General features: G+C 60.7%; 13 protein-coding genes and 4 pseudogenes. 9 read left to right on the forward strand and 8 right to left on the reverse strand.

Translation table 11 applies throughout. The features are described 5' to 3' along the window. Positions 1–24 precede the first annotated feature (24 nt). From BKK81_RS33350 to BKK81_RS33365, 7 genes are all read left to right on the forward strand, one after another. Positions 25–900 (forward strand): ATPase, encoded by an 876-nt coding sequence (locus BKK81_RS33350; RefSeq protein ID WP_071023140.1) that lies wholly within the window; start codon positions 25–27, stop codon positions 898–900. A 51-nt stretch (positions 901–951) separates the two neighbouring features. Beyond that, complete coding sequence (locus tag BKK81_RS33355) at positions 952–2,664, forward strand: ATP-dependent helicase (RefSeq protein WP_071023142.1); 1,713 nt, start codon at positions 952–954, stop codon at positions 2,662–2,664. 354 nt (positions 2,665–3,018) lie between these two features. Continuing rightward, positions 3,019–3,963 carry a hypothetical protein gene (locus tag BKK81_RS35870; RefSeq protein ID WP_156811586.1) on the forward strand — a complete coding sequence of 315 codons (945 nt, stop codon included), beginning with the start codon at positions 3,019–3,021 and terminating at the stop codon, positions 3,961–3,963. 1,791 nt (positions 3,964–5,754) lie between these two features. Further along, complete coding sequence (locus BKK81_RS33360) at positions 5,755–7,092, forward strand: replication initiation protein (protein ID WP_071023145.1); 1,338 nt, start codon at positions 5,755–5,757, stop codon at positions 7,090–7,092. Between the two features lie 1,393 nt (positions 7,093–8,485). Then, positions 8,486–9,175 carry an AAA family ATPase gene (locus tag BKK81_RS34890; RefSeq protein WP_197524091.1) on the forward strand — a complete coding sequence of 230 codons (690 nt, stop codon included), beginning with the start codon at positions 8,486–8,488 and terminating at the stop codon, positions 9,173–9,175. After that, positions 9,175–10,251, forward strand: coding sequence for a ParB/RepB/Spo0J family partition protein (locus BKK81_RS34895; protein ID WP_083384864.1), 1,077 nt, complete (start codon positions 9,175–9,177; stop codon positions 10,249–10,251). The genes BKK81_RS34890 and BKK81_RS34895 overlap by 1 nt, the downstream gene beginning before the upstream one ends. A gap of 379 nt (positions 10,252–10,630) precedes the next feature. Then, the gene (locus BKK81_RS33365) at positions 10,631–10,921 is read left to right on the forward strand and encodes a hypothetical protein (protein ID WP_071023149.1); all 291 of its coding nucleotides are present in this window, start codon (positions 10,631–10,633) and stop codon (positions 10,919–10,921) included. 364 nt (positions 10,922–11,285) lie between these two features. Here the strand turns inward: BKK81_RS33365 and tnpA (BKK81_RS34900) are convergent. The 3 genes and pseudogenes from tnpA (BKK81_RS34900) to BKK81_RS33380 form a co-directional block, all read right to left on the reverse strand. Beyond that, positions 11,286–11,588 (reverse strand): annotated as a pseudogene (gene tnpA, locus BKK81_RS34900) (IS200/IS605 family transposase); the annotation flags it as partial. 113 nt (positions 11,589–11,701) lie between these two features. Further along, positions 11,702–13,834 carry a phage integrase family protein gene (locus tag BKK81_RS33375; RefSeq protein WP_071023426.1) on the reverse strand — a complete coding sequence of 711 codons (2,133 nt, stop codon included), beginning with the start codon at positions 13,832–13,834 and terminating at the stop codon, positions 11,702–11,704. Between the two features lie 26 nt (positions 13,835–13,860). Then, positions 13,861–15,279 (reverse strand): HNH endonuclease, encoded by a 1,419-nt coding sequence (locus BKK81_RS33380; protein WP_071023152.1) that lies wholly within the window; start codon positions 15,277–15,279, stop codon positions 13,861–13,863. 232 nt (positions 15,280–15,511) lie between these two features. On the opposite strand from BKK81_RS33380, the gene BKK81_RS34905 reads away from it, so the two are divergent. Then, positions 15,512–16,129: a hypothetical protein gene (locus BKK81_RS34905; protein ID WP_083384866.1), complete on the forward strand. Its 618-nt coding sequence runs from the start codon at positions 15,512–15,514 to the stop codon at positions 16,127–16,129. After that, positions 16,126–16,311 (forward strand): hypothetical protein, encoded by a 186-nt coding sequence (locus BKK81_RS34910; protein WP_083384868.1) that lies wholly within the window; start codon positions 16,126–16,128, stop codon positions 16,309–16,311. Before BKK81_RS34905 ends, BKK81_RS34910 begins: the two co-directional genes overlap by 4 nt. A 129-nt stretch (positions 16,312–16,440) precedes the next feature. Here BKK81_RS34910 and BKK81_RS33385 read toward each other — a convergent pair. The 5 genes and pseudogenes from BKK81_RS33385 to tnpA (BKK81_RS34915) form a co-directional block, all read right to left on the reverse strand. Continuing rightward, a pseudogene (locus tag BKK81_RS33385) lies at positions 16,441–17,396 on the reverse strand (IS5 family transposase). Between the two features lie 313 nt (positions 17,397–17,709). Then, positions 17,710–18,672 (reverse strand): annotated as a pseudogene (locus BKK81_RS33390) (iron-containing alcohol dehydrogenase); the annotation flags it as partial. Further along, positions 18,632–19,114: pseudogene (locus BKK81_RS33395) on the reverse strand (LysR family transcriptional regulator); the annotation flags it as partial. The pseudogenes BKK81_RS33390 and BKK81_RS33395, both read right to left, overlap by 41 nt. Positions 19,115–19,210: 96 nt before the next feature. Then, a complete protein-coding gene (gene tnpB, locus BKK81_RS33400) occupies positions 19,211–19,558 on the reverse strand; it encodes an IS66 family insertion sequence element accessory protein TnpB (RefSeq protein ID WP_071023156.1) in 348 nt (115 codons plus the stop codon). Then, positions 19,555–19,962, reverse strand: a complete 408-nt coding sequence (gene tnpA / locus BKK81_RS34915; protein WP_083384873.1) for an IS66-like element accessory protein TnpA — start codon at positions 19,960–19,962, stop codon at positions 19,555–19,557. Before tnpA (BKK81_RS34915) ends, tnpB begins: the two co-directional genes overlap by 4 nt. Between the last annotated feature and the right edge of the window lie 22 nt (positions 19,963–19,984).

A 19,984-nucleotide genomic window follows, 5' to 3' on the forward strand; every position in this document is an offset into this window, starting at 1 on the left:
AACACCCACTCCCAAGGAGTCCGTATGACCACTGCAATCTCCGAAACCGCAGCCCTCGAACTCGCCGACGAAACCATTGCTGGCGCCGACAGCTCGGCTCCCCTGCCAGCCACCCCGGCGGCGCCGGTCTCGACCGATGTGGCGACATCGTTGACCGGCGGCGAAGGTGCCATCGAAGCCGAACTGGACGAGATGGAGAATGCCGCCGATGCGTTGCGCAAGGAAGGTCTCATTTCCAGCTCCGAAGCCGACAGTAAGAAAGCGGAGGTCGAGCGCACCCGCAAGGTTTTCCGAGACCTGGCACCCGAGGCGCGCGCCGAGATCGTCAGGCGTCGTCGTGAACTGGGCGTTCAAATGCTGAGCCGCCAGTTGGCCGGCGCCGCGGTCGTCTCGGTCAACGTGAAGCTCGATCACACGCGGCTTCGCCCGCTGTTCGAGCAGTGGTGGCCGTACCTGAATCGCATGAGCGTGAACCTGCAGCGCTTCGGCGAGAGCACGTTCGGCAAGGGCGATCTAGGCAAGGTGGAAGCCTATCTGGAAGCAGAGGTTTCCCGTCTGGAGGAGTATGTCGACGAGCAATTGCGCGTGGCCGAAGCGTTCCGGGAACGTTCCGAAGCCGACATGCGCGCCCGCAACGACATCGTCTTTCAGCCCACCGTTACGCGCCCCTCGCTGGAGATGGACGTCGAGGTCTACTCGCGGTTCGCCATGCGCGCGCTCAGCGTCATCTCTAAGTTCGACAAGACGATGACCCAGTTCGACTTCATGGTGTGGAACGGGCTGCGTGACCAGACGGATGTGAATGCCGAGGTGCAGCGCTTCCTGCGCAAGTTCCAGCCGCTGGGCCTTCGCTCGTACATGACCCACCTGAAGCTGATGACGACGATTCGCGGCCTATAAGTCGTCAGCGCCAGCCGAATCGCACGCCACCGCTTCCGCAGAGGCTCGGAAATGCAGCAACTCATCGACGAACTCAACCCTTCACAGCGCGAGGTTGCGCTTCTGCGCCGGCACTGCGTCGCCGTCGCCGTGCCCGGTGCGGGGAAAACCAAGACCATCGCGACCAAGGCTGCTTTGCTCTTGGCCAACGAGAATGCGCGGGTCGGAGCGGTCACGTTCAGCAAGGATGCGGCAGTCGAGTTGCGGGACCGCATCTTGGCACTTGCTGGGCCTGGCGCCAAGAAGCGGCTGCTCGCCGGCACCTTCCATTCGTTGGCCTTCAAGCAACTGGGATCGGGGGGCAAACGCCCCGGGATTGCGTCGGACGGTGACCGACTTGCATTGGTCGCCCAGGTACTAGACGAGACTGGGGTGGAGTGGAGGGTCGACGACGCGGTGGCGGCAATTGAGCGCGCGAAGACTGGCATGGACGCACCACCGGCCGGCACACCGGAAGCGCTGCTGTTCGAGGCCTATCAGGACGCGCTGGCGCGCAATGGCAAGATCGACTTTCAGGACATGCTGCGCCTCGCGGTCGCTGGAATGCAACGCGGTACCATCAAGCCCTATCCCTTCACGGAGCTCCTGGTTGACGAGTTCCAAGATACGGACTCGATACAGAGTAAGTGGATTGCGCTACATGCGGAAGGGGGAACCGTCGTGACCGTTGTCGGGGACGATGACCAATGCATCTACGGCTTTCGGGAAGCACTGGGCTTTCGCGGGATGGAGACATTCATCCGTGAGTTCGACGCTACCCCGGTCGTCCTCGGTCAAAACTATAGGTGTCGTTCCGAAATCCTCGCCGCCGCCGACAAGGTGATCCAGTGCAATAGAAATCGAATTCCGAAGGAACTGGTGGCGGCGCGCGGTCCCGGCGGGAGTGTGTTGTTCCAGCGTTTCGACGACGAATATGCCGAGGCCGTTGCCGCGGTCGAAACTCTGGCCGCTGTACTGCGTATTGGGCAGACAGCAGCGGTACTAGCTCGCACCAACCGTATCCTCGATCCGGTAGAGGCTGTCTGCCGCTCGCATGGCGTCCGCTATTACCGTGCTTCGGGAAGGTCCATTCTTGATCGGCCAGAGGGTGCCCTGATGGGGAACCTTCTGGAGTTGATTCAGAAATCCAAGTCAGAGGGGCTCGACGCCCTCCTCGGCTTCGCCGGGCTCGGAGGCTACGAGCTGCGGCTGCTCCACACCAAGCTTGGTCCGACTTTGGAGCAGAAGCAGAAGAAGGACCTGACCGATATGGGTCTATCTGACATCAGTGCGGACCGATATCGAGAGTTGCTCAAGCGCTTTTTGGAGTGGCGTAGTCTCTGTGACAGGCAACTCTACGCACTCGTGCTCGACGGTGTGAACGAATGGATGATGCAGTTCGCGAGATCCGATGCTGCGAAGCGCTCGATCCGTACAACCTATGACGTGCTCTCCCGCCTGAGCGGTCCGTTCTCCGAGCGATTGGAATTTCTTCGACGCGACAACAATGAACCGGCGGAGGACGCCCTTGTCCTTACGACCATGCACAGCGCCAAAGGGCTGGAGTGGTCATCGGTGCAGATCATTCGTGCCGAGGAAACCGTCATACCTGATGAGAAGAGCACCGAAAGCGAAGAGCGGCGCCTCTTCTATGTCGCAATGACGAGGGCGAGAGACCAGTTGCACATCAGCACTGCGCGAAAGAACCCCACATCACGCTTTGTGCAGGAAGCCGATTTGGCTTAGCCAGACGGAGTCAGGAACCGTATTCCTGACTCTTTCGCATGCTGACGGCCCGAGCATGATCTGGAGCAGCTGATTCGCTTCACTCGAGGAGCGATTGAGGGATGCGCTTGCAGGCTGTCAACGCATCATCGTACATATTTGAAAGCAATGACTCGTTCCATATACTCAACTTCTGCTGGTGCAGGCGTGATGCCTGCCGGCATCGCTCGATCGGCGGCAGGTCCCGACGGCGTCCAGGCTGCGGCGGCCCCTCTACCGAGTAGGATCGCCAACGCGATCGTGCGTGTCTATGAGCAGCTACCGGGGCTGACACACACGCAGCGACAGGTCCTCGCCTGCTTGATGCGATTCGGCGTGAAGAAGGATGCAGCGGATAACGCGATCTACGTGAAGAAGTCAACGATCGCGCGACACCTTGGACTAAGCGAGGCGACGATCTATCGCTGTCTGGCTGCGTTGGAATGCGCATCGTGGATCGAGCGCCTGGAGCGCATTCAAACCATTGCGAAGCTCAAGGTAGTTGGGAAGATCCGACTGTCGCGCCGTGCGATCTTCGCGCTGGGCCTCGACGCATCAAGCGGGTCTCCAGCGCTAGCGGAGACCTCGGAGCCTGCTCATATTGACCTCGCGTCGATGCGAGATGTAAACCCGACACACATACAGTCTTCTTCGAAGAAACAGCCGCCTCCGGCTAGGCAATTTGTTCTGGTTCAAGGCAAAGCCGTGCCAGCTGACCTCGCCTGGCTCGTCATCGAGAATGCTCTGGAGTTGCCTGCACTCTTTCTACTCATGCGTATGGCGCGTGATGCAAAGCAGAGGCTGTCCGACATAGTTGCGGCGACAGGGCGAGCACTCGCAGGGCTACGCGGTCGCTCACTGTTCTCCTACGTTCGCGCTCTCATCCAAAAACCGATTGACTATGGTCATCTCGTTGCGAGGCGGCAAGCCAAGGCAGAGGTCGAGAGAATTACCGCTGAGGCCCGAGCAGCCGAGTCTCAGAAGATCGCCGACCTGCTTCGTCTCCTTCGTGGCCAGCGACATCTGCGAGAGGATGGGATGGCCTTAGAAATAGACGAAGCGTCGGTAGTAATCGTGACCGCCCACGGGGTCCGCTACGCCCTTCCTCACGAGCGGTCACTTCAATGGCTCCAGGCGTTTGCGCGGGTGGACAGAGAAGAAAGCCTAGGACTCCCCGCCGAGCAGGAAGTCTCATTGCGCTCTGCCGATCTCTTTTCGAACACGGCCGGTGCTAGTCTCCGCGCAGCGCGGAGGGAGTTCGCGTTGGGCAGTCTTCGCTAGTCGTTGTAGCGCATCGCATCGTCTTCTCAGAGATGCAAGCCGAAAGCTCGCTGCTCAGAGCCTGCAACTGGGCCGCGGAGATGTGTCTGAAGGTGGCCCCGCGAACAGACTCCCTATAGAGGACGAGACCGCTACTCGGAGCCGCGGTAAGCATCAGAAACCTGAACGCTTTGCTCTTATCCGGCTAGCCAACGCGGTTTTGGGGGTCTCCCGCGGCACGAATCCAAGGTGCATTCGTTTGGTCCGCAGGATCAAGTCTTGACGCTGGGACTGATGCGATTGGGGGAAAGGTGTAAAAAGTTGGGCCGCAATCCTTTGAAGCGATGGCCAGCAAGGTGTAGTGAGTTGGTGCGCAATCTGCGGAGCCACTATGGAAGTGAGCACCTCCTATTCGAAATTTGGCGATATTCTGTCTGAGATCCGACGAATCTGCAGTTTGCGGCCCAACGGATTGCACCATTGAGGAAGCGAATCTTGCGGTTGCGGACCAATAGACAACACCTTGATGCATCCCGCAAAAGGCGCCGGCGGCCCTGGGCGGATGCTTGCGGACCAATGGATGACACCATCGCTGCTCCATACGGTTCAGCAGGCTCTCTGCGGACCAACCTATTGCACTTTAGCGGGCATGTTCGTTTGGTCTAGATGGCGCGAGCAGATTTTGGACACGAAATGTGTCCGTTAAGACACTCCTTGCGGACCAGCGGAATGCACCATTGCATCGGTAGCGGACCAACCTATTGCACCATAGGCGCCGGTAGCGAAGTGTTTGCAGTAGGGGCGAGTATTCCTTCGCAAGCGCTCACTTCTAATCCAAGCTTCTATTTACAGATGGGCGTGGGGTGCTAGCGGGCCAATGGATTGCACCTTGTCGGTGGATGCGGACCAATTTGATACACCATTGTTCAGAAGACATCGTTCGCGGTTGGTCTTACAGCGGGAGTGCGGACCAACAGCTTGCACTATCGGCGTGTTGTCGTCGGCTTGCGTAGCCTGCATACAGATATGCGCAAAGGGGAAGATGCCGGGACCTGGGATGGCCTTTTTGCGGACCAACACATAGCACCATAGTTGCTTCGAGACTCTACGCACAGGGCTTTGCGGACCAAATTGTTGCACCTACATTGCGATTGCGCTGCCAGGATAAAGGAGTACTAGAGGAATCCGCAGAAGTCTCGGGGCTGAGGTGGCGTTGCGCCCTACCGTTTGCGGACCAACCGATATGACCATAGGTTAGGTCGATAGGAGAGGCTCGCTGGTGTCTGAACGTTGAACGGTGCGCGCAGACGATGGCTGTGGATAAGTACGATCGGTTTTGACGTTCCGCAATTTATTGCGGAGAGCTAGCAGCTTCTTTGTTGTTAACTTACTAACGTATACAGGCCCGGATTTCTCGTTCTAGATCAACGGGTTACTGCTCGCAAAGTGTTAACGGTTGGTATCAAAGTGCAATTGATTGGCCCAAAGGTGCATCGCTTTGGTCCGCAAAGGTGTTATGGATTGGTGTCATATGGTGGTGTTTGTTGGTTTGAAGGTGTAAGTGATTGGTTCAAGGTGTTAACTATTGGTCATGAATGGCTTCGCGGCCTGACATGCTCGTGCTACCAAGGATTTGTGGCGGGATCCGTGTGCGCAAGGTGGCAAATTTTGGCTGCGGAGGTGTAACAGATTGGTTCCGCAAAGCATCGGCTATGGTGTTGCTCTGCCGCAAAGGTGCAATAGTCTGCTTGACGAAGTACACCTTTACAGTGATATTACGGTCACCACAAGTCTCTGGCGATCCCGCGGATCATGTCAAACGTCACGAAGGACATTCAGGAACAGCTTGGCTTTGATATTTTCAATGCCGTCCGTGAAGAACTCGGGCCCAGCACGTCGATCACGGAATCCTCGCGTGAGATTGGCTATCGGAAGACCAACGTTCTCATCGACGTTTCACCGATGCCGTTGCTTGCGCGTCGTGCAATCAACGCGCTTTGGTTGACGGTATCAGAGGCGCCGGATCACGAGCACTATGACATCGATCTCGGCTACTTCAAGTGGCTCGTCAAGTTTGATACCTCAAACAATATCGCTCACCTGAAGAAGGCGCTTCGTGAATGCCAGGCGGCGTCGGTACAAGTCTCGGTCGAGGACGACGGTGGCGATCCGCAGTGGGTTTCCGTTCCACTGCTAGGGTCCGTCGGTATCGCCGGCGGACGGGTGGTCTTCAAGGTAGACGAGATGATCCGCCGGCAGCTAAAGGATCCGCGCCGTTACACCTATCTGTCGCTACGGATGTCCGCTGCATTGAGCTCATACTCCTACGTTCTGTATGAGCGCTTGAGTTCAATCAGGTTCCAGGGAACAAGTGAATGGATTCCCCTTGAGACGGTGCGCAAGTGGGTCAATGCGGATGCGGTGAAGTCCTTGACTGAGTACAAGCAGTTCAAGCGGTTGGTACTCGACAAGAGTGTTTCGCAGATCAATGAGCTTACCGATCTTCACGTTGAGTTTGAGACGAAGAATGCGCCAGGTTCGCGGCGAGTTGCGGCAATTCGATTCAGACTGCGCGATAACCCGAAGGGTAAGCTTGTACTGGACTTCGCCCAGCCACACGAGCTGAAGGGCCTGTACGAGGCTCTGGTGAAGGGGTTCGGGTTAAGTAACCGTCAGATCAACGAGATTATCAGCAACCGTGAGGTCAATACTGATGAGCGGATTCGGGCTGCGATCGAACTTGTCAAGCACCGGGTGAAATTGGGTGGGGTGAAGTCACCTGGGGCATATTTGATGCGTGCAATCAAAGAGGGATGGTCGCTTAGCGAGATGGAACGAGAGGTGGCCGGCCAGTCTGATGACAGTAGGGCAAAGGAGTCTCGGATGCCGGTTGCTGAGATCGAATTCATGAGGAATCTTGAGCACGACGTGGAGGTCGGATTGGCCGCATATTGCGAACTCGGTGAAAGTGCCAAGGCGAAGATCCTCGAGTCTCTCTATAGCGAGGCAACGTTCAAGATGGCCACCAGGCGCGCGAAGGTGAAGTCTACGCCGGACGAGGCCGCGATCCTTGGACGGAAGGCACTAAGGGCGGAGTTGGGTCTGTTTGTGAAGCGCTCCATGTCTGGCAGCCCCGCCGTTGCCGAATAGCAAGAACTGGTTTTGGTAGCATCTTATTAAATAAAGATAAAAAGTAGTATTTTTCATCTTACACATGTTTTACATGTGTAAGATGCATTCAAGTCCCCTGCCCCATTCACCTTGGCGCTCACCGCCTCACAGCAGTGAACGACTTTCCCGCCTTCAGCTTCCCTTGAGAGACTCTCGGACCTGATCGTCGATTGGACAGCAAGGTGGGGGTCTCGTCCAGCACTGCTCAGAGCGATTCGGCGACTGGGGAGTTGTCGTGCTTGGCTGCGCGCTGATATGTGGCATCTCAGGCCACATATCAAGAACAACATGGCGAAGCACACATTGCGGCTGGCTTCGACTAGCAGCCTTGGTCTTGAGCGTCACTACAACCCTACCGCTGTTTCAGCGGAATTTGTAGCCTGCGCGGAATGAGGGGAGTCTTATTGGGCTTTCATGTATGAAAGTGGCGAGCTCGGTCTGCGATCACAGCGAAATCTTAACGACCCGAGTATCAAGCATGCAGAGCAGATCGCCCCGGACTTCTGCAATTAGATGCCATCACACGACGCCGCTGTCGCTCTAGCAGCGTGGACGGTGCTTTCAAGCATGAAAGTGGCACTGGGCGTCAAGCAAGACTTGCCGTCTTGCCGGCCCGATTCGGATGACGCGGCTGCGCCGCATGGAATGTGAGTTGTTGTACTTTCACGCATGAAAGTGATCGGGGTGTGGGGACGTACAGGGCGCTGAGATCGCAGTCCTGTCGCACAGGACGTGGTTCTATTCGGGGCGCTGTGAAACGCACGGCTCCACACTAGGACGTCGCGCAACCTCGATGCTTGTCCGGCTTGTCTCTATGAATCCACCAATATCTCGTGGTTCACGTGGATGCGTGCGCCGGTGAGGGGAGTCGTGCCGAACTTTCACACTTGAAAGTTCGGGTAGGTGAGCGAGGCCGTTCGTGATGTAATTCGGACGTCCTTTCCATCGCAATTGACGATTGCTCGTGCAGGCTCTCGCAAAGAAGATCTCTGATCACCTGGGTGGATTTTGTAGGCAACGTCGGGCATGGGCGCCTTTGTACTTGGCTGTTGTGAGAGATGCTCGTGGCTTTCAAGCATGAAAGTGACGCGGAGCGCGCAGTTGGAAGCCCACGGGCCCTGTACGTACCGGATCACTTTCACGCATGAAAGTGATTGCTTGGCCCCGGACGCAGCGGGAACTAAAGACATCGATAGCTTCACTGATCATATCAACGCAGTCTGTTGCCTCTTGGCAACGATGTTTCCGCGTGCTCTTGCGAAATGAGAAAAATTAGCTAGAGCGCCTCGCTGAGCACGTTGTAGAATCTACCGAAGATTTCTCAATCTATGAAATATTTCTTGGGGTGATTATGGCGGCGAGGATCATTACCGTGTTCAACCAGAAAGGTGGGTGCGGAAAGACAATGCTCTCGATGCAACTTGCTGCAAGCTTTGGCTTGCGAGGACACCGAACATTGCTTGTTGACATGGACAAACAGGGAACAAGCACCATTTGGGCGGGGCAGAGCGAGGACGAGCATCCGTATCCCGCGACCGTAATCAGCTTGGCTCCATTGCGGGAAAAACTGATTGGAGAGATCTCACGGCATGCCGCCGAGAATGACCTCATCCTCATCGATTGCCCACCAGCCATTGAGTCTTCAATTCCGTGGGCGGCGCTGAATGTGTCGGACCTCGCGCTCATCCCGGTGATTCCCGTGATGGACAACGTTTGGGCTAGCCGCGAGGCAAAGGAACTTGCTCGCCGAGCCATGAGCGAGAATCCGGACCTGCAAACTTACTGTGTCCCAATGAACTATCGCCGCGGAAACGTGTTTAAGGTAGGCACAGAACTTCTCGAGGCGGACACGGAAATCCCTCTGATTGACCAAGGGCTTCAGCAGCGAAATGCGTATGGTGAGTCACAGATGTACGGGACAAGCGTACACGGACTTTCTAAGTCGTCTGCCGCGACAAAGGAAGTGGAGGAACTGTCAAGAGTGGTTCTTGCGAAGCTCGGTATTGAAGATGTGAAGAAGGGCGCGAAACCTCGGGCAACGAAGCGTAAGGAGGTGGCTTGATGTCCAGCAAGAGCAGATTGGAAAAGATGCGAGATCAGGCGGCCAAAGCTCTCTCCGCGGCTCCACCCGCTGATAGATTCGCACGAGCGCAAGCATTGGTTGCTCGGCAGCCCAACGGTTTCGCCGAAAAGTCTCCGGAACAGCATGTCGCTGAGTACACGGTCCCCGAACAGGAAGTGGCCTCAGTCTCAAACGTCCGATCCATAAGCAATACGCCCTCCGTACGGACAAGCGATGGAGCGCCATACTACAGCGAAGTTCCGCTTGAGCAGATCGAAGAAAACCCTTTCAATGCACGTCGCATCTATCGCCCTGAGCGTGTGCACGAAATGGCGGGGAACCTTCGTGCTAATGGCCAGATGGTGCCGGGGATTGCCACGATTCGGAACGGATGCACTGTGCTGGCAGGTGGCCACTATCGCTTTCGAGGTCTGAAGGTCGCTGGCATTCCTACGATGAAGCTAATGATCCATCCGGGGATCACGGATCAGCAGCTTTATCAGCTCTCGTACATGGAAAATGCCGAACGAGAAGCGCAGTCTCCGCTTGATAATGCGATTGCGTGGAAATCCCTTATCGAGGGAGGTGTCTACGCGAATGAGTCTGCTATTGCCGAAGTCACCGGAATGTCGCTGCCGAATGTGAATAAGACGTTGGCGATTCTCAAGCTTTCAGAGGCAGTGCTGGAGACAATCAAGGAACGTCCTGACGCTTTTGCTCTCTCCACGCTCTACCAACTAACGCTCTTGGAGAAAGCCGCGGGGCCAGTCGTTACCGCCGCGATGGCACTTAAGGTTCGTGACGAAGTTGCCGTCTGCAAAGATGTCGAGTTGGCTCGGGCGAAATACGAAGCGAAGACCAATCGTAAGCCGAAGGAAACCAGCCGACAGCACAGGTTGATCGGCTCCGACGGTGTTCCTTTAGGGGTACTCAAAGACTGGGATTCAGGGAAAGTGTCGTTTGAGATCAATCTCCCAGATCCGGTTCAGCGTCAAGCGCTTGTCGAAGAAATCAAGGCAAGATTTGCACCTAAGGGGACGCTACCGGAGCCTGCCGAGGGAGCTGGGGGGCATTAGTGTGATGATCAGAGAGGCTTTTCGCGCTAGGGGTCTTGCGACTGCCGTCTAAGTTATATACTGAAAACTAATCCCTCCGCCGCATTTGCGTAGCTTAATGCATTTGCCCGGCAGGTGGCACCTGAGGGACCGCCGCCGGTCGGGGCAGGGGAGGGGGCTCTGATGTGGCTTGTAGGCTTGTACGTGCTAACCAATGTGTATTTAGCCACAATGCATCACAAGGCGGACGGTTGCCTGGTGGGACCGGCCCTATGCGGTGCCTGCCCTGACGGGATACTCGCCTAGATGTAGGCGGGGCTCCCAGTTTGAGCCCGTGCGTGGAAACCGGTAAAGTGGAACCAATACTGCGGGTTGTCCCGCACCTGATCGGAGTAAAGCGATGACATCCAGAGATGTTGAGCATTACCTGTTGAGTCGCTGCGCGGCAGCGGCAACGGGTAAGCTCGCGCGCGCATCTGATCAGCGTGAAGCAAATGTCTTCCGACTGGCCTCGATGCTCCTGCGTTCACGAATGCCTTCCGAAGCGGCGCGGCTGACGACCGCGAGTGAATGCTATTTCAGCCAGCACCCGACCGACCTTCTGGCCAGCGCTGAGGTTGTACGGAACGGATGGGTGCTCAGCGTGCCCCGCCTTAGGGACATGCTGACGATGCAGCTCCGCCACCATTGACATGACGGGCGGCTTCTACACCCACACCGCGCTCGCGGAGGGTCTTCGCCAACTGCTGAAAGAGCTTGAAGGGCGTCTGCGCTCCAGAAGCCGCTGACCGTGTACCTGGCTGGCGGAATGGCTGTGCACCTCTACACAGCGAGCCGGGTTACGACGGATGTCGACGCCGACTTTGCTGGGCACGTGGTCTTGCCACAGGATCTGTTGGTGGAACTGAAATTGGAGGACGGTTCGCCGCAGGTTATCTACCTGGACACGAACTACAACCCTACCTTTGCGTTGACTAGGATGCGCGGCATATCCCGTCCTTCAGGGCAGGGAACGATAGCGCGGCGGTGAGGCGGCTCAATGTCGCCGCAACCGTCTAATGTGGCTTGCGCTGTCGTTCGATGTCCTGTCGAATGACGGCGATGGGCGCGCCACCACAACTGCCGACGAAGTACGACGGGGACCAACGGGAGCCGCCCCACAGCTTGCGCCGAATGCTCGTGTAGTTCTCTTTGCGAATCATGCGACTGGAGACACCTTTGAGACTGTGCACTAGCAAAGACACGGTCACTTTGGGCGGATAGTTCACCAGCAGGTGTACATAGTCGTCCTCGCCGTCGAACTCCACCAACTCTGCCTCGAAGTCCTGGCACACGCGGGCGAATAGTGTTCGCAGGTCGGCCAGTATTTGGGCGGTGAAAACGCCGGTACAGCACCAGGGTGTGGGAATCCTACTCGAAACTGCTGTGACGACGGCATTTCGCCAATTTGGGAGTATGGCCACTGCTGTTCCTACTTGTCCCAGAGTCGCTTCATTGCGGCCATACGCAGAGCATCTTCGGTCGTGACGTAACGCGTCGTGGTGTCCAGCGACGCATGGCCGGCGTTCTGCTTGACTGCCTCCAGCGGTGCGCCGGCAGCCAGCGCGTGGGAGATGTGAGTATGGCGCATCCAGTGCGTGCTGGCCGCGGCCAGACGCTCGGCGCCGCGCGCATCCAGCGGGGCGAGTTCGGCCGCGCACGCCTGGAAGAACCGCTTGATCTGGCGATACAACGTGGCCGCCGCCAGCCCCGACGCCGGCCCGGCGCCGTGCCGCTTGGCCCAGGGCGCGCGCTCGGCCTGGTCGGTCGCATGGCCCAGCAGCGCGACCCCCCGGCTGGCGGTCGGATCCGCGGTGAACCCGCGTGCTTCGAGATAGCGGCCCAGGGCGGTGACGGCAGTGTCCGGCACCGGCACGCGGCGCAACTTGTTTCCCTTGCCGACCACGGTGAGCCACCAGCCCTCCTCTCGCTCGCTCGTCCCCGGCTTCGCGAGGCTGACCCACTCCAGGTCGTCGGTGGTGACCGAGATCACCTCGGACAGCCGCAGCCCGGTTGCGTACAGCAGCGGCAGCGCCACCTGCAGGCGCTGGTTGATCGAGGTGGCCGGCAGGCGCGCGAGGCAGCCGCTGACAAAGGTCCACTGGTCCTCGGTCAGGCTGCGCCCGACATCGAGCTCGGGCTTGGCGCTTCTGGGCACGTGGATACCCTGCCATGGATTGCCGGCCAGGTAATTCTTGGCGTTCAGGTAACCGTACAGATTGGTCAGCACGCCGATGGCGTAGGCCTGTGCGCGCGCATTGAGTGGCCCCTCGAAGGGGCGCCACAGGGGCGTCCAGCGCTCGCGGGAGCGCGGCGCGCACCAGTCGGCCGGCGGCGCGGCGAGGAAATCCCGGTAGGCCAGGCAGTCGTCGGTGTCCATCGAGGACAGGGGCTTGCGCCGGGCGAGCATCGCCCACAGCAGGAAGCGCTCCGCCTCTTTGCGGTAGGCGCGCTGCGTATTGGAGAGGTACTGTAGCCAGTCATACGGGCCCGGCACCGTGCTCACGTCCCGGCGACGCTCCCGCAGTCGCAGGACCTGTTCTGGCGGCAGCCCCGGTTTGGACCGTAACCAGGACAGGACCGCTTCATAGTCGTTGTGGGCGCTGATCAGGCAGCGTGCCTGCGGTAGCCGATAGGCGCCGTCCCGGCCGTCGAGTGCGGCCGGCAGCACGAGTTTGTCCAGCGGCACCAGGGCATTGTCCGGTGCGCCGCGCGGGACCACGCGATCAAGCTCGTGCGCATAGCGCTGGCGCCGCGGCACCGCCACGTGACCACCGATCCCTCGGCCCAGCGATTCGGCGTGGACCCTCAAGAAGGCCTCGATGGCGCGGGCCTTGCCGGCACCGATGGCCGTAATCCCGCGCGCCCAGCCGGCGCCCAGTCCATTGATGCGGTCGAGCAGGTCGGCTAGCGTGCTGACCCCTGCCGCCTCCAGCCGGGCGGCGAGCGGCTCGGCCAGCCAGGCCCGGCAGGCGTCGCCGGCGAGCACCGGCTGCACGTACTTCTCCTCCAGCCAGTCGATCGCCGCGAGCTGGCGGCGCATCATCGCGGCCCGCTTCGACTCGCGCTTGAGGGCGCTGCCATAGCGCTCGGTGTAGGCGGCCAGCTGCTCGGATTCGCCAAAGCCATCCAGGCCGGCCTCGGCGACGAACTCGTCCAGCGAGGGCAGGCCCAGCCCGGGGCGGCCGATCTGCCGGAAGTCCTTCAGATCCAGCCGCAGGCGCCGCGCGGTGCCCGGGCGCTCGGCTCGGCTGGCCGCCGCGGCGAGTTCGCCGCGCAGCCAGGCCGTGACCCGGCGCACCTTGGGATGGCCGGCGAAGGCGCGCGCGGCCTGGGCCTCGCGGCGGTCATTGTCCGCCTGTTCCGCGTCGTCGGCGGCCGGCAGGCTGGCCACCAGTTCGGCGTCCGCCTCGATCTCGCCCTCCTCGGCCAGGTAGCGTTCCCACATCGGCCGGGCGTGCAGGCCCTGGATGATGGCCCGCAAGAAGCCGAAGTGGCCACGGTGCAACTGCCGGCGCGTGACGGAGCGCCGCCGGCGGCGCACGGCCGGCGGTGCCAAAACCATGGTCACCGCGTCGTCGCCAATCCCCGTCACGCCAGGTCCTCCTCGCGGGCCGCACGCGTGCGGTCTCGGTGCCGGCGGAGGTACTCGCATTGACGGGGCGTGGGGGCGAAGGCCAGTCGCTGTCCCTCCCAGATCTGCAGCCGCTCTCGATCTCTTGGTTTCAGTTGGGGCGAGAGCAGCATGCTGCCGTCGTCGGCAAAAGCAATCAGCCCGTGCTCGAACAGCGCGTCGAGATGCACAGCCAGCAGCAGGCCGTTGGCAGGGTCCTTGCGCATGGCCGGCGTGTCCTTGCAGTCGGCCCAGCGGTGAATGTGGCTGGCCCGCAGCAACTGGGAAATCGCGAGGCCGGTCACGTCGCATTGCTCGGCGCCGCGTCGCGCTGCGATCAGGTCGCGACGGAAGCTGCCTTGCGTCAGGCGTGCAATGGCTTCGCGCCGGATCTCGGTGGGCGCGTCCTCGCGTTCGAGGAAACGTTCCAGCGCCAGTTCCTGCTCCTCAAGGGGGGCGCCGATCGGACGGATGTCAAAGCCCAAGGCTTCGATCCGTTGGTCCCACGGGCTGTTTCGGCCCCCCTTTGTCCACGCCTTGATGGCCTCCGGCGCGTAGCCGAGCGCGAGGTAGGCCAGGATGCAGAGGGCCTTGACCGGGTAGGGTTCACCGTCGACCCAAACCTCCCACTCGCGCGCGGCATGAGAGACGCGAAAGTCCTTCGCTTGGTGATGCCACGCCGCGGCGGCTTCCCGGATCCGCTTGGCCGTCAGATCATCGGGGGCCGGCCATCGGCCCGGTGCTTCGGGCGTCCCCGGTGGTGGCGTCCCACCGGCGCCGCGCCCGCGCTGAGGCCGAAAACCAAGGATAGCGAGCCGCTGGCGCCACCGGCCCTGCTTCAGCCCAGCTTTCGGGCGCAGCAAGGCCTTCAACTGGTCGCGCGTGACAATGCCATGCCGCCGCAGGGCGATCTCTAAGACACTCAGCATGGAATACCACCGGCCGTCCGCCGGGATGCGCCAGGCCGTCTCGTGCAAATCCTCTCCGACGCGCCGGGCGTCCCCGTTGGCATCCAGCTCGCGAATGGCGTCGAGAACATCTTCGCGCAGCAGCAGCCCCGGCTCGACGGCGGCGGCGTCCGGTTCCATGGTCGCCGGCGCTTGGCCGGGCCGGCGGCGGGCAACGGAGTCGCTGATGGGGAAACCGAGAGCTATTAACAGGCGGCGGGCGGCGGCGCCGGCCAATTGCGCACTGGTCAGCGTGCCGAGGCCCGCCAGTTCGTGGGCCAGAGCGACGATCGCCTTGGTCGGGAAGCGGCGGCCGTCGATGGTGGCCACGCGCTCCGTCGCCATTTGGAAATCGGCCACCTTCTTCGCCGGGTTCCAGGCGTGGGCGGCGGCGAGGAGGTGGCCGCGGGTGAGTTGTTGCAGGGTTGCCGGGTCGCGGGCGCTGGCCATGGGGTCTCGCTGGTGACGGGCCCGCGCGGCCCGCCAGCCCTGTGCCGGCGTGGGATCCGCGCGGATGCGTCACATTGTAGCCCCAGGGGCCGGTTCAGAGGTAGCCCATGCGTACCTTATTTTGCTAGTGCTTGATAAGTATGGTTATCATGTACTGAAAAATTGTGATCTTTGGGTTGATAACCGAGGTGAGGTGGTAAAATGGCTGGAATCCGCCACTTCCTGACTATTCATGACGTCCGTGACTTCCGCGACCTCCCGGGCGGCCGCCAACCGGGCGGTCTGGGCGGATGCCGAGCAGCGATGCGCATTGCGCCGCGAGTTGGCAGGCCAATCGGCTGCCGAGGCACTTTCGGTCGAACTCGGCCTTCAGGTCACATTCCGGCCAATCAGTCGGCGCGACGTGTTGGATGCCGATAAGTGGACCTTGGATGGTTTCATACCCGGATGGTCGTGGGACCGCGAACTCACGCGGGCACGGCGGCGGCCCCGTCGGGTCGAAGCCGCGGTCTACTCAGAAGCTCCGGGTGCACCGCCGATCTTGTGTGGCCTAATCCTGGGTCGCATCAGCAATAGCCATGTTGTTGCCTCGATACACCTGCTCAGCCGGGCGCCGGATCCCAATCCCTTGAAGGGGCAGGTGGCAAAAGTGGCGATTCGGTATCTCGAATTCTGTGCCGCCGCCTTCGGTTGCACGGTCGCTTCGCTACAGCGGCCCATACCGGAACTTGTCGCCTACTACAAGGCACTCGGCTTTCACCGCGAAGTCAAGAAGAAAGGTAAAATTGATAGACTTGAACGGGATCTGCGTGATGACATTGCCGCAGCCACCCAGGGAGATGAGCCATGAAAGCAAACACCACTCGTCGCGTCCGCAAGAATGCGCAGTTTGAGTCGCCGGAAGCTATCCGTGCGCGGTTGGCTGCGTTCGCGCTGGTCACTCGCGCGAAGGCAACTCGTCGCAGCAATGTGGAAGAACCTACGGTACGTGGGTCGGTGTTGGCCGGTCGGCGTATTCGTGTTGCCGGCTAATTTCCGTCACTCTCGCTAAGAGCCTCCTTCGGGAGGCTTTTTTCTTGGGAGAACTTAGGGCGAGCGCCCCTACGAGGCGTTGTTGCATAAATCGAACTTAAAGGCGGAGCTACCCCCTTGGGTTGGAGTTCAGGCCACGCGGACGGACTGCGGGCGAGCGAGTTCAGACATGCGGTTGAGCACGCCCACACGGATTGCTACCTCGGTCGCCTGGGAACTGACCTCGCGCGCCCACAGCGAATGGCCAGTGAGCGTCTTGAGCCGATACATCAGGTTCTCGACCAGCGAGCGGCGGTGATAACCGCTGGCCTTCTTCCATTCACGCCTGCTGCTCTTTGCGATGACGTCGATGGCTACATTGCGCCACGCCGCGCCGGGCGTGGCATCCGGCCAGGGCATCGCACCCTCGCGCGGAGGAATCGACGGCTGCGCACCTCTGGCAGCAATCGCCGCGTGGCACGATTTGCTGTCGTACGCGCCATCACCGCCGACAATGTCCACAGGCGTCTCAGGCGGCAACTGATCGAGCAAGTCAGGCAGGACATCGGCATCCCCGACATCCTGATGGGTCATCAGGGCGGCACATATCTGGCCGGTCTTGGCGTCCATCGCCAGATGGACCTTGCGCCAAGTGCGACGCTTGGAATAACCGTGCTTGCGCACCTTCCACTCGCCTTCACCGAACACCTTCAGGCCGGTGCTGTCGACCACCAGATGCAGCGCCTCACCCGTGCGCGTAGCGGGCAAGCCACCTCCAGGTCCTGCGCGCGGCGGCTCAGGGTCGTGTAGTTCGGCACCGGCAGTTCCGCGAAGGCAAGCCTGCGCAGGCTCATGGCAAAGCCTTGCAGCGCGCGCAACGGCAGTTGAAACACTTGCTTGAGGCCGAGTAGCATCTGGATGACGGCATCCGGATAGACGCACGGGCGACCGCGCCTGGATACGCCCGCGTCGGACGGTGCGAACAGGCTCTGGTCAATCTACATCGTGACGTCTCCTCTGGCAATCAGGCCGGCGTTGTATTGCGTCCAGTTCCTGACGCGATAGGTGCCCTTCGGCTCGGCCCGCTTCTGTGTGTCCCTGCGCATCTTCCCGGCAAAAGTCGAGAATCTACGCAGTCAGCCGGAGTGTTTACAGCCCCATCTGCCCAACTGTTGCGCGTAAACGTCAGCACGCGCGCCCCGCGCGGCCGGCGGATTTATGCAACAACGCCTTGCGGAGGATTGGGCTTGCGCGCCAGGTCGACGTTTCCCCACATCTGGTATCCGCGTCAGCCGGCATCGCCCCTGGCAATTCCCGGGTATGGCAGTCGATCACAAATGCTTGCGTCGCCCAATTATCGCGACCGGCTCAGATACAGCGCATATAGGTCGGCCATCGCTCGTTCGGCGTAGTCGCAACCGACAGCAAAGTTTGAATGCGCCGTAGGAAGTCATCCTCGCTCCCGGCGGTGAGTTGCCAGACGCGCTCTGCGTACTGCAGCAGCTTGGCACGCTTGCTTTCACGACGAACGCGAAGCATCGAGGGCAGCAGGATGGCCAGCGTGCGGGCGTGGTCGATGCCGTAGCGCGCGGTAAGTTCGTGGCCGACCAGGTGCGTGGCCCAGTCGTGCGGCACACCGGCGCCGATCAGCCCATTCAACGCCATGGCGGCGGCCCACACCATATTGGCGCGGGAGGCGTAGTCCGCCGGCTGGTGGACCACAGTCGGGCCGATCTCGATCAGGGTCTGCAGCAGTCCTTCGGCGAAGCGGTCCTGGACGCGGGCGTCGACCGGATAGGTCAGGTACTGTTCGACGACATGGGTGAAGGCATCGATCACACCGTTGGCCAGTTGCCGGGGCGGCAGCGTATAGGTCTTGCTCGGATCGAGGATCGAGAACTGCGGGAAGACATGGGGCGAGGCAAAGAAGGCCTTGGTTTGCGTCGACTGGCGTGTCACCACGGCATTGAAGTTCATTTCGGAGCCGGTCGCGGACAGGGTCAGCACGGCGCCGAAAGGCAGGGCCCCCTCGATTGCGCTGCCCACGCTTTCCAGGATATGCCACGGATCGCCGGCGTACTTTGCCGCGGCCGCGGCAAACTTCGTGCCGTCGATAACCGATCCGCCGCCGACGGCTAGCAGGAAGTCGATCGCCTTCTCGTGAACCTGCTCGACCGCCCTGGTCAGGGTCTCGAAGCTGGGATTCGGCTCGATGCCGCCGAACTCGTACTGCGTACGCTCGCCCAGCGCCTTGCGCACTTCAACCAGAGTGCCGTTGCGTTCGGCGCTCTGGCCGCCATAGAGAATCAGGACGCGTGCGTTCTGGGGAACCAGTGCGTGGAGCGAGGAGATGGTGGCTGGCAAGGTATTCGCGCGTGGCATACAGGCGAAGGCGGTAGTCGCACAGCTTTGTGCAGACGTAAGGGCCGCGATCCGGGCGTTCGATCGTGATGGCGATGTCGGCTTCGCGCTTGCTCAGGCTGACAAAGTGGGGGACCGGCAGCAGGTCGACCGTGACATGGGGATGGGCGATGCGGAAGTGCGCCAGTTGCGGGGTCAGGAAAAAGCAGCCGAAGCCTTCCGTCGACGCGACCCGCACGTGCCCGGAAAGGGCATGGCTGGTGTTCGCCACTTGGTCGCAGGCTGATTGCACGGTGGTCTCCATGGCGTCCGCATAGGCGACCAGTTGCTGCCCCTCGGCCGTCAAGGTGAAACCGCCCGCACGAGACTTATCGAACAGCAGCGTACCCATGGCGTCCTCCAGCGCCCGGGTCCGGCGCGCCACAGTGGTGTAGTCCACGCCGAGCCGCTTGCCCGATGCGCGCATCGCGCTCAAGCAGCAAGGCTTTGAGCGCTTCGATGTCGTCCGGATAGGCGTCTGCCGTGGTCATGCCGGCAGTTTACGCGGTGGCCAGCAGGTTTACAACGCCGATGTCGGCTCTGTCGTGCGTAGGGGCTGCCGCCAGTCGATGCCTTCGAGCAGCATGGACAGTTGGGCCTGGCTCAGGCACACCACGCCACCATCGGCACGTGGCCACACGAACCGGCCGCGCTCCAGCCGCTTCATCAGCAAACACATGCCGTCGCCGCTCCACCACAGCACTTTGATCAGATCGCCACGCTTGCCTCGAAACACAAACACGTGCCCGCTGAATGGATCTCGCTCCAGCACCGTCTGGACCTTGGCGGCCAAGCTGTTGAAGCCCGAGCGCATGTCGGTTACGCCGGCGGCCAGCCAGATTCTCGTGTGGCTGGGTAAGCCGATCATGCTGCCGATCCCGATGTGCCGCGCAACATGCGGAGCACCAGCAGTAACGTGGCTTCGTTGGGCGAGCCTTCAATGCGCACGAGGGTGTTACCCACGCTGATCTCGATGGAGCCTGCCGCAGCAGCGCTGGCAACTGGAGCCGGGGCCGGATGCTCCATCTCTTGCATCGGTGCTTCCACTGTCACGGGCAGCAAAGCCACCGGATCGTATTCGCCAGCACGAAGCGATCTGCGCCATTTGAATAACAGGTTCGGATTCAACCCGTGTTCCATCGCCAAACGCGCCACCGATACGCCTGGTTCGCAGGCCAGCCTGGCCAGATGCCGCCGGAATTCGATGGGGTGGTTCGGGATGCCTTTGCGTGAGCTTCTCTTCGGTGCCTCTGTTGCCACTGTGGTCCCCACTACTTTTTGGTGGGGACTACTC

Source organism: Cupriavidus sp. USMAHM13 (assembly GCF_001854285.1).
In the GTDB taxonomy this organism is placed as follows: domain Bacteria; phylum Pseudomonadota; class Gammaproteobacteria; order Burkholderiales; family Burkholderiaceae; genus Cupriavidus; species Cupriavidus malaysiensis.

Coding starts and splice junctions, on each gene's coding strand:
- tnpB (WP_071023156.1), bottom strand. CDS start 19,558: ATGATCGGCTTACCCAGCCACACGAGAATCTGGCTGGCCGCCGGCGTA.
- BKK81_RS33360 (WP_071023145.1), top strand. CDS start 5,755: ATGTCAAACGTCACGAAGGACATTCAGGAACAGCTTGGCTTTGATATT.
- BKK81_RS33365 (WP_071023149.1), top strand. CDS start 10,631: ATGACATCCAGAGATGTTGAGCATTACCTGTTGAGTCGCTGCGCGGCA.
- BKK81_RS33355 (WP_071023142.1), top strand. CDS start 952: ATGCAGCAACTCATCGACGAACTCAACCCTTCACAGCGCGAGGTTGCG.
- BKK81_RS34905 (WP_083384866.1), top strand. CDS start 15,512: ATGACGTCCGTGACTTCCGCGACCTCCCGGGCGGCCGCCAACCGGGCG.
- BKK81_RS34895 (WP_083384864.1), top strand. CDS start 9,175: ATGTCCAGCAAGAGCAGATTGGAAAAGATGCGAGATCAGGCGGCCAAA.
- BKK81_RS33350 (WP_071023140.1), top strand. CDS start 25: ATGACCACTGCAATCTCCGAAACCGCAGCCCTCGAACTCGCCGACGAA.
- BKK81_RS34910 (WP_083384868.1), top strand. CDS start 16,126: ATGAAAGCAAACACCACTCGTCGCGTCCGCAAGAATGCGCAGTTTGAG.
- BKK81_RS33380 (WP_071023152.1), bottom strand. CDS start 15,279: ATGGCCAGCGCCCGCGACCCGGCAACCCTGCAACAACTCACCCGCGGC.
- BKK81_RS33375 (WP_071023426.1), bottom strand. CDS start 13,834: ATGGTTTTGGCACCGCCGGCCGTGCGCCGCCGGCGGCGCTCCGTCACG.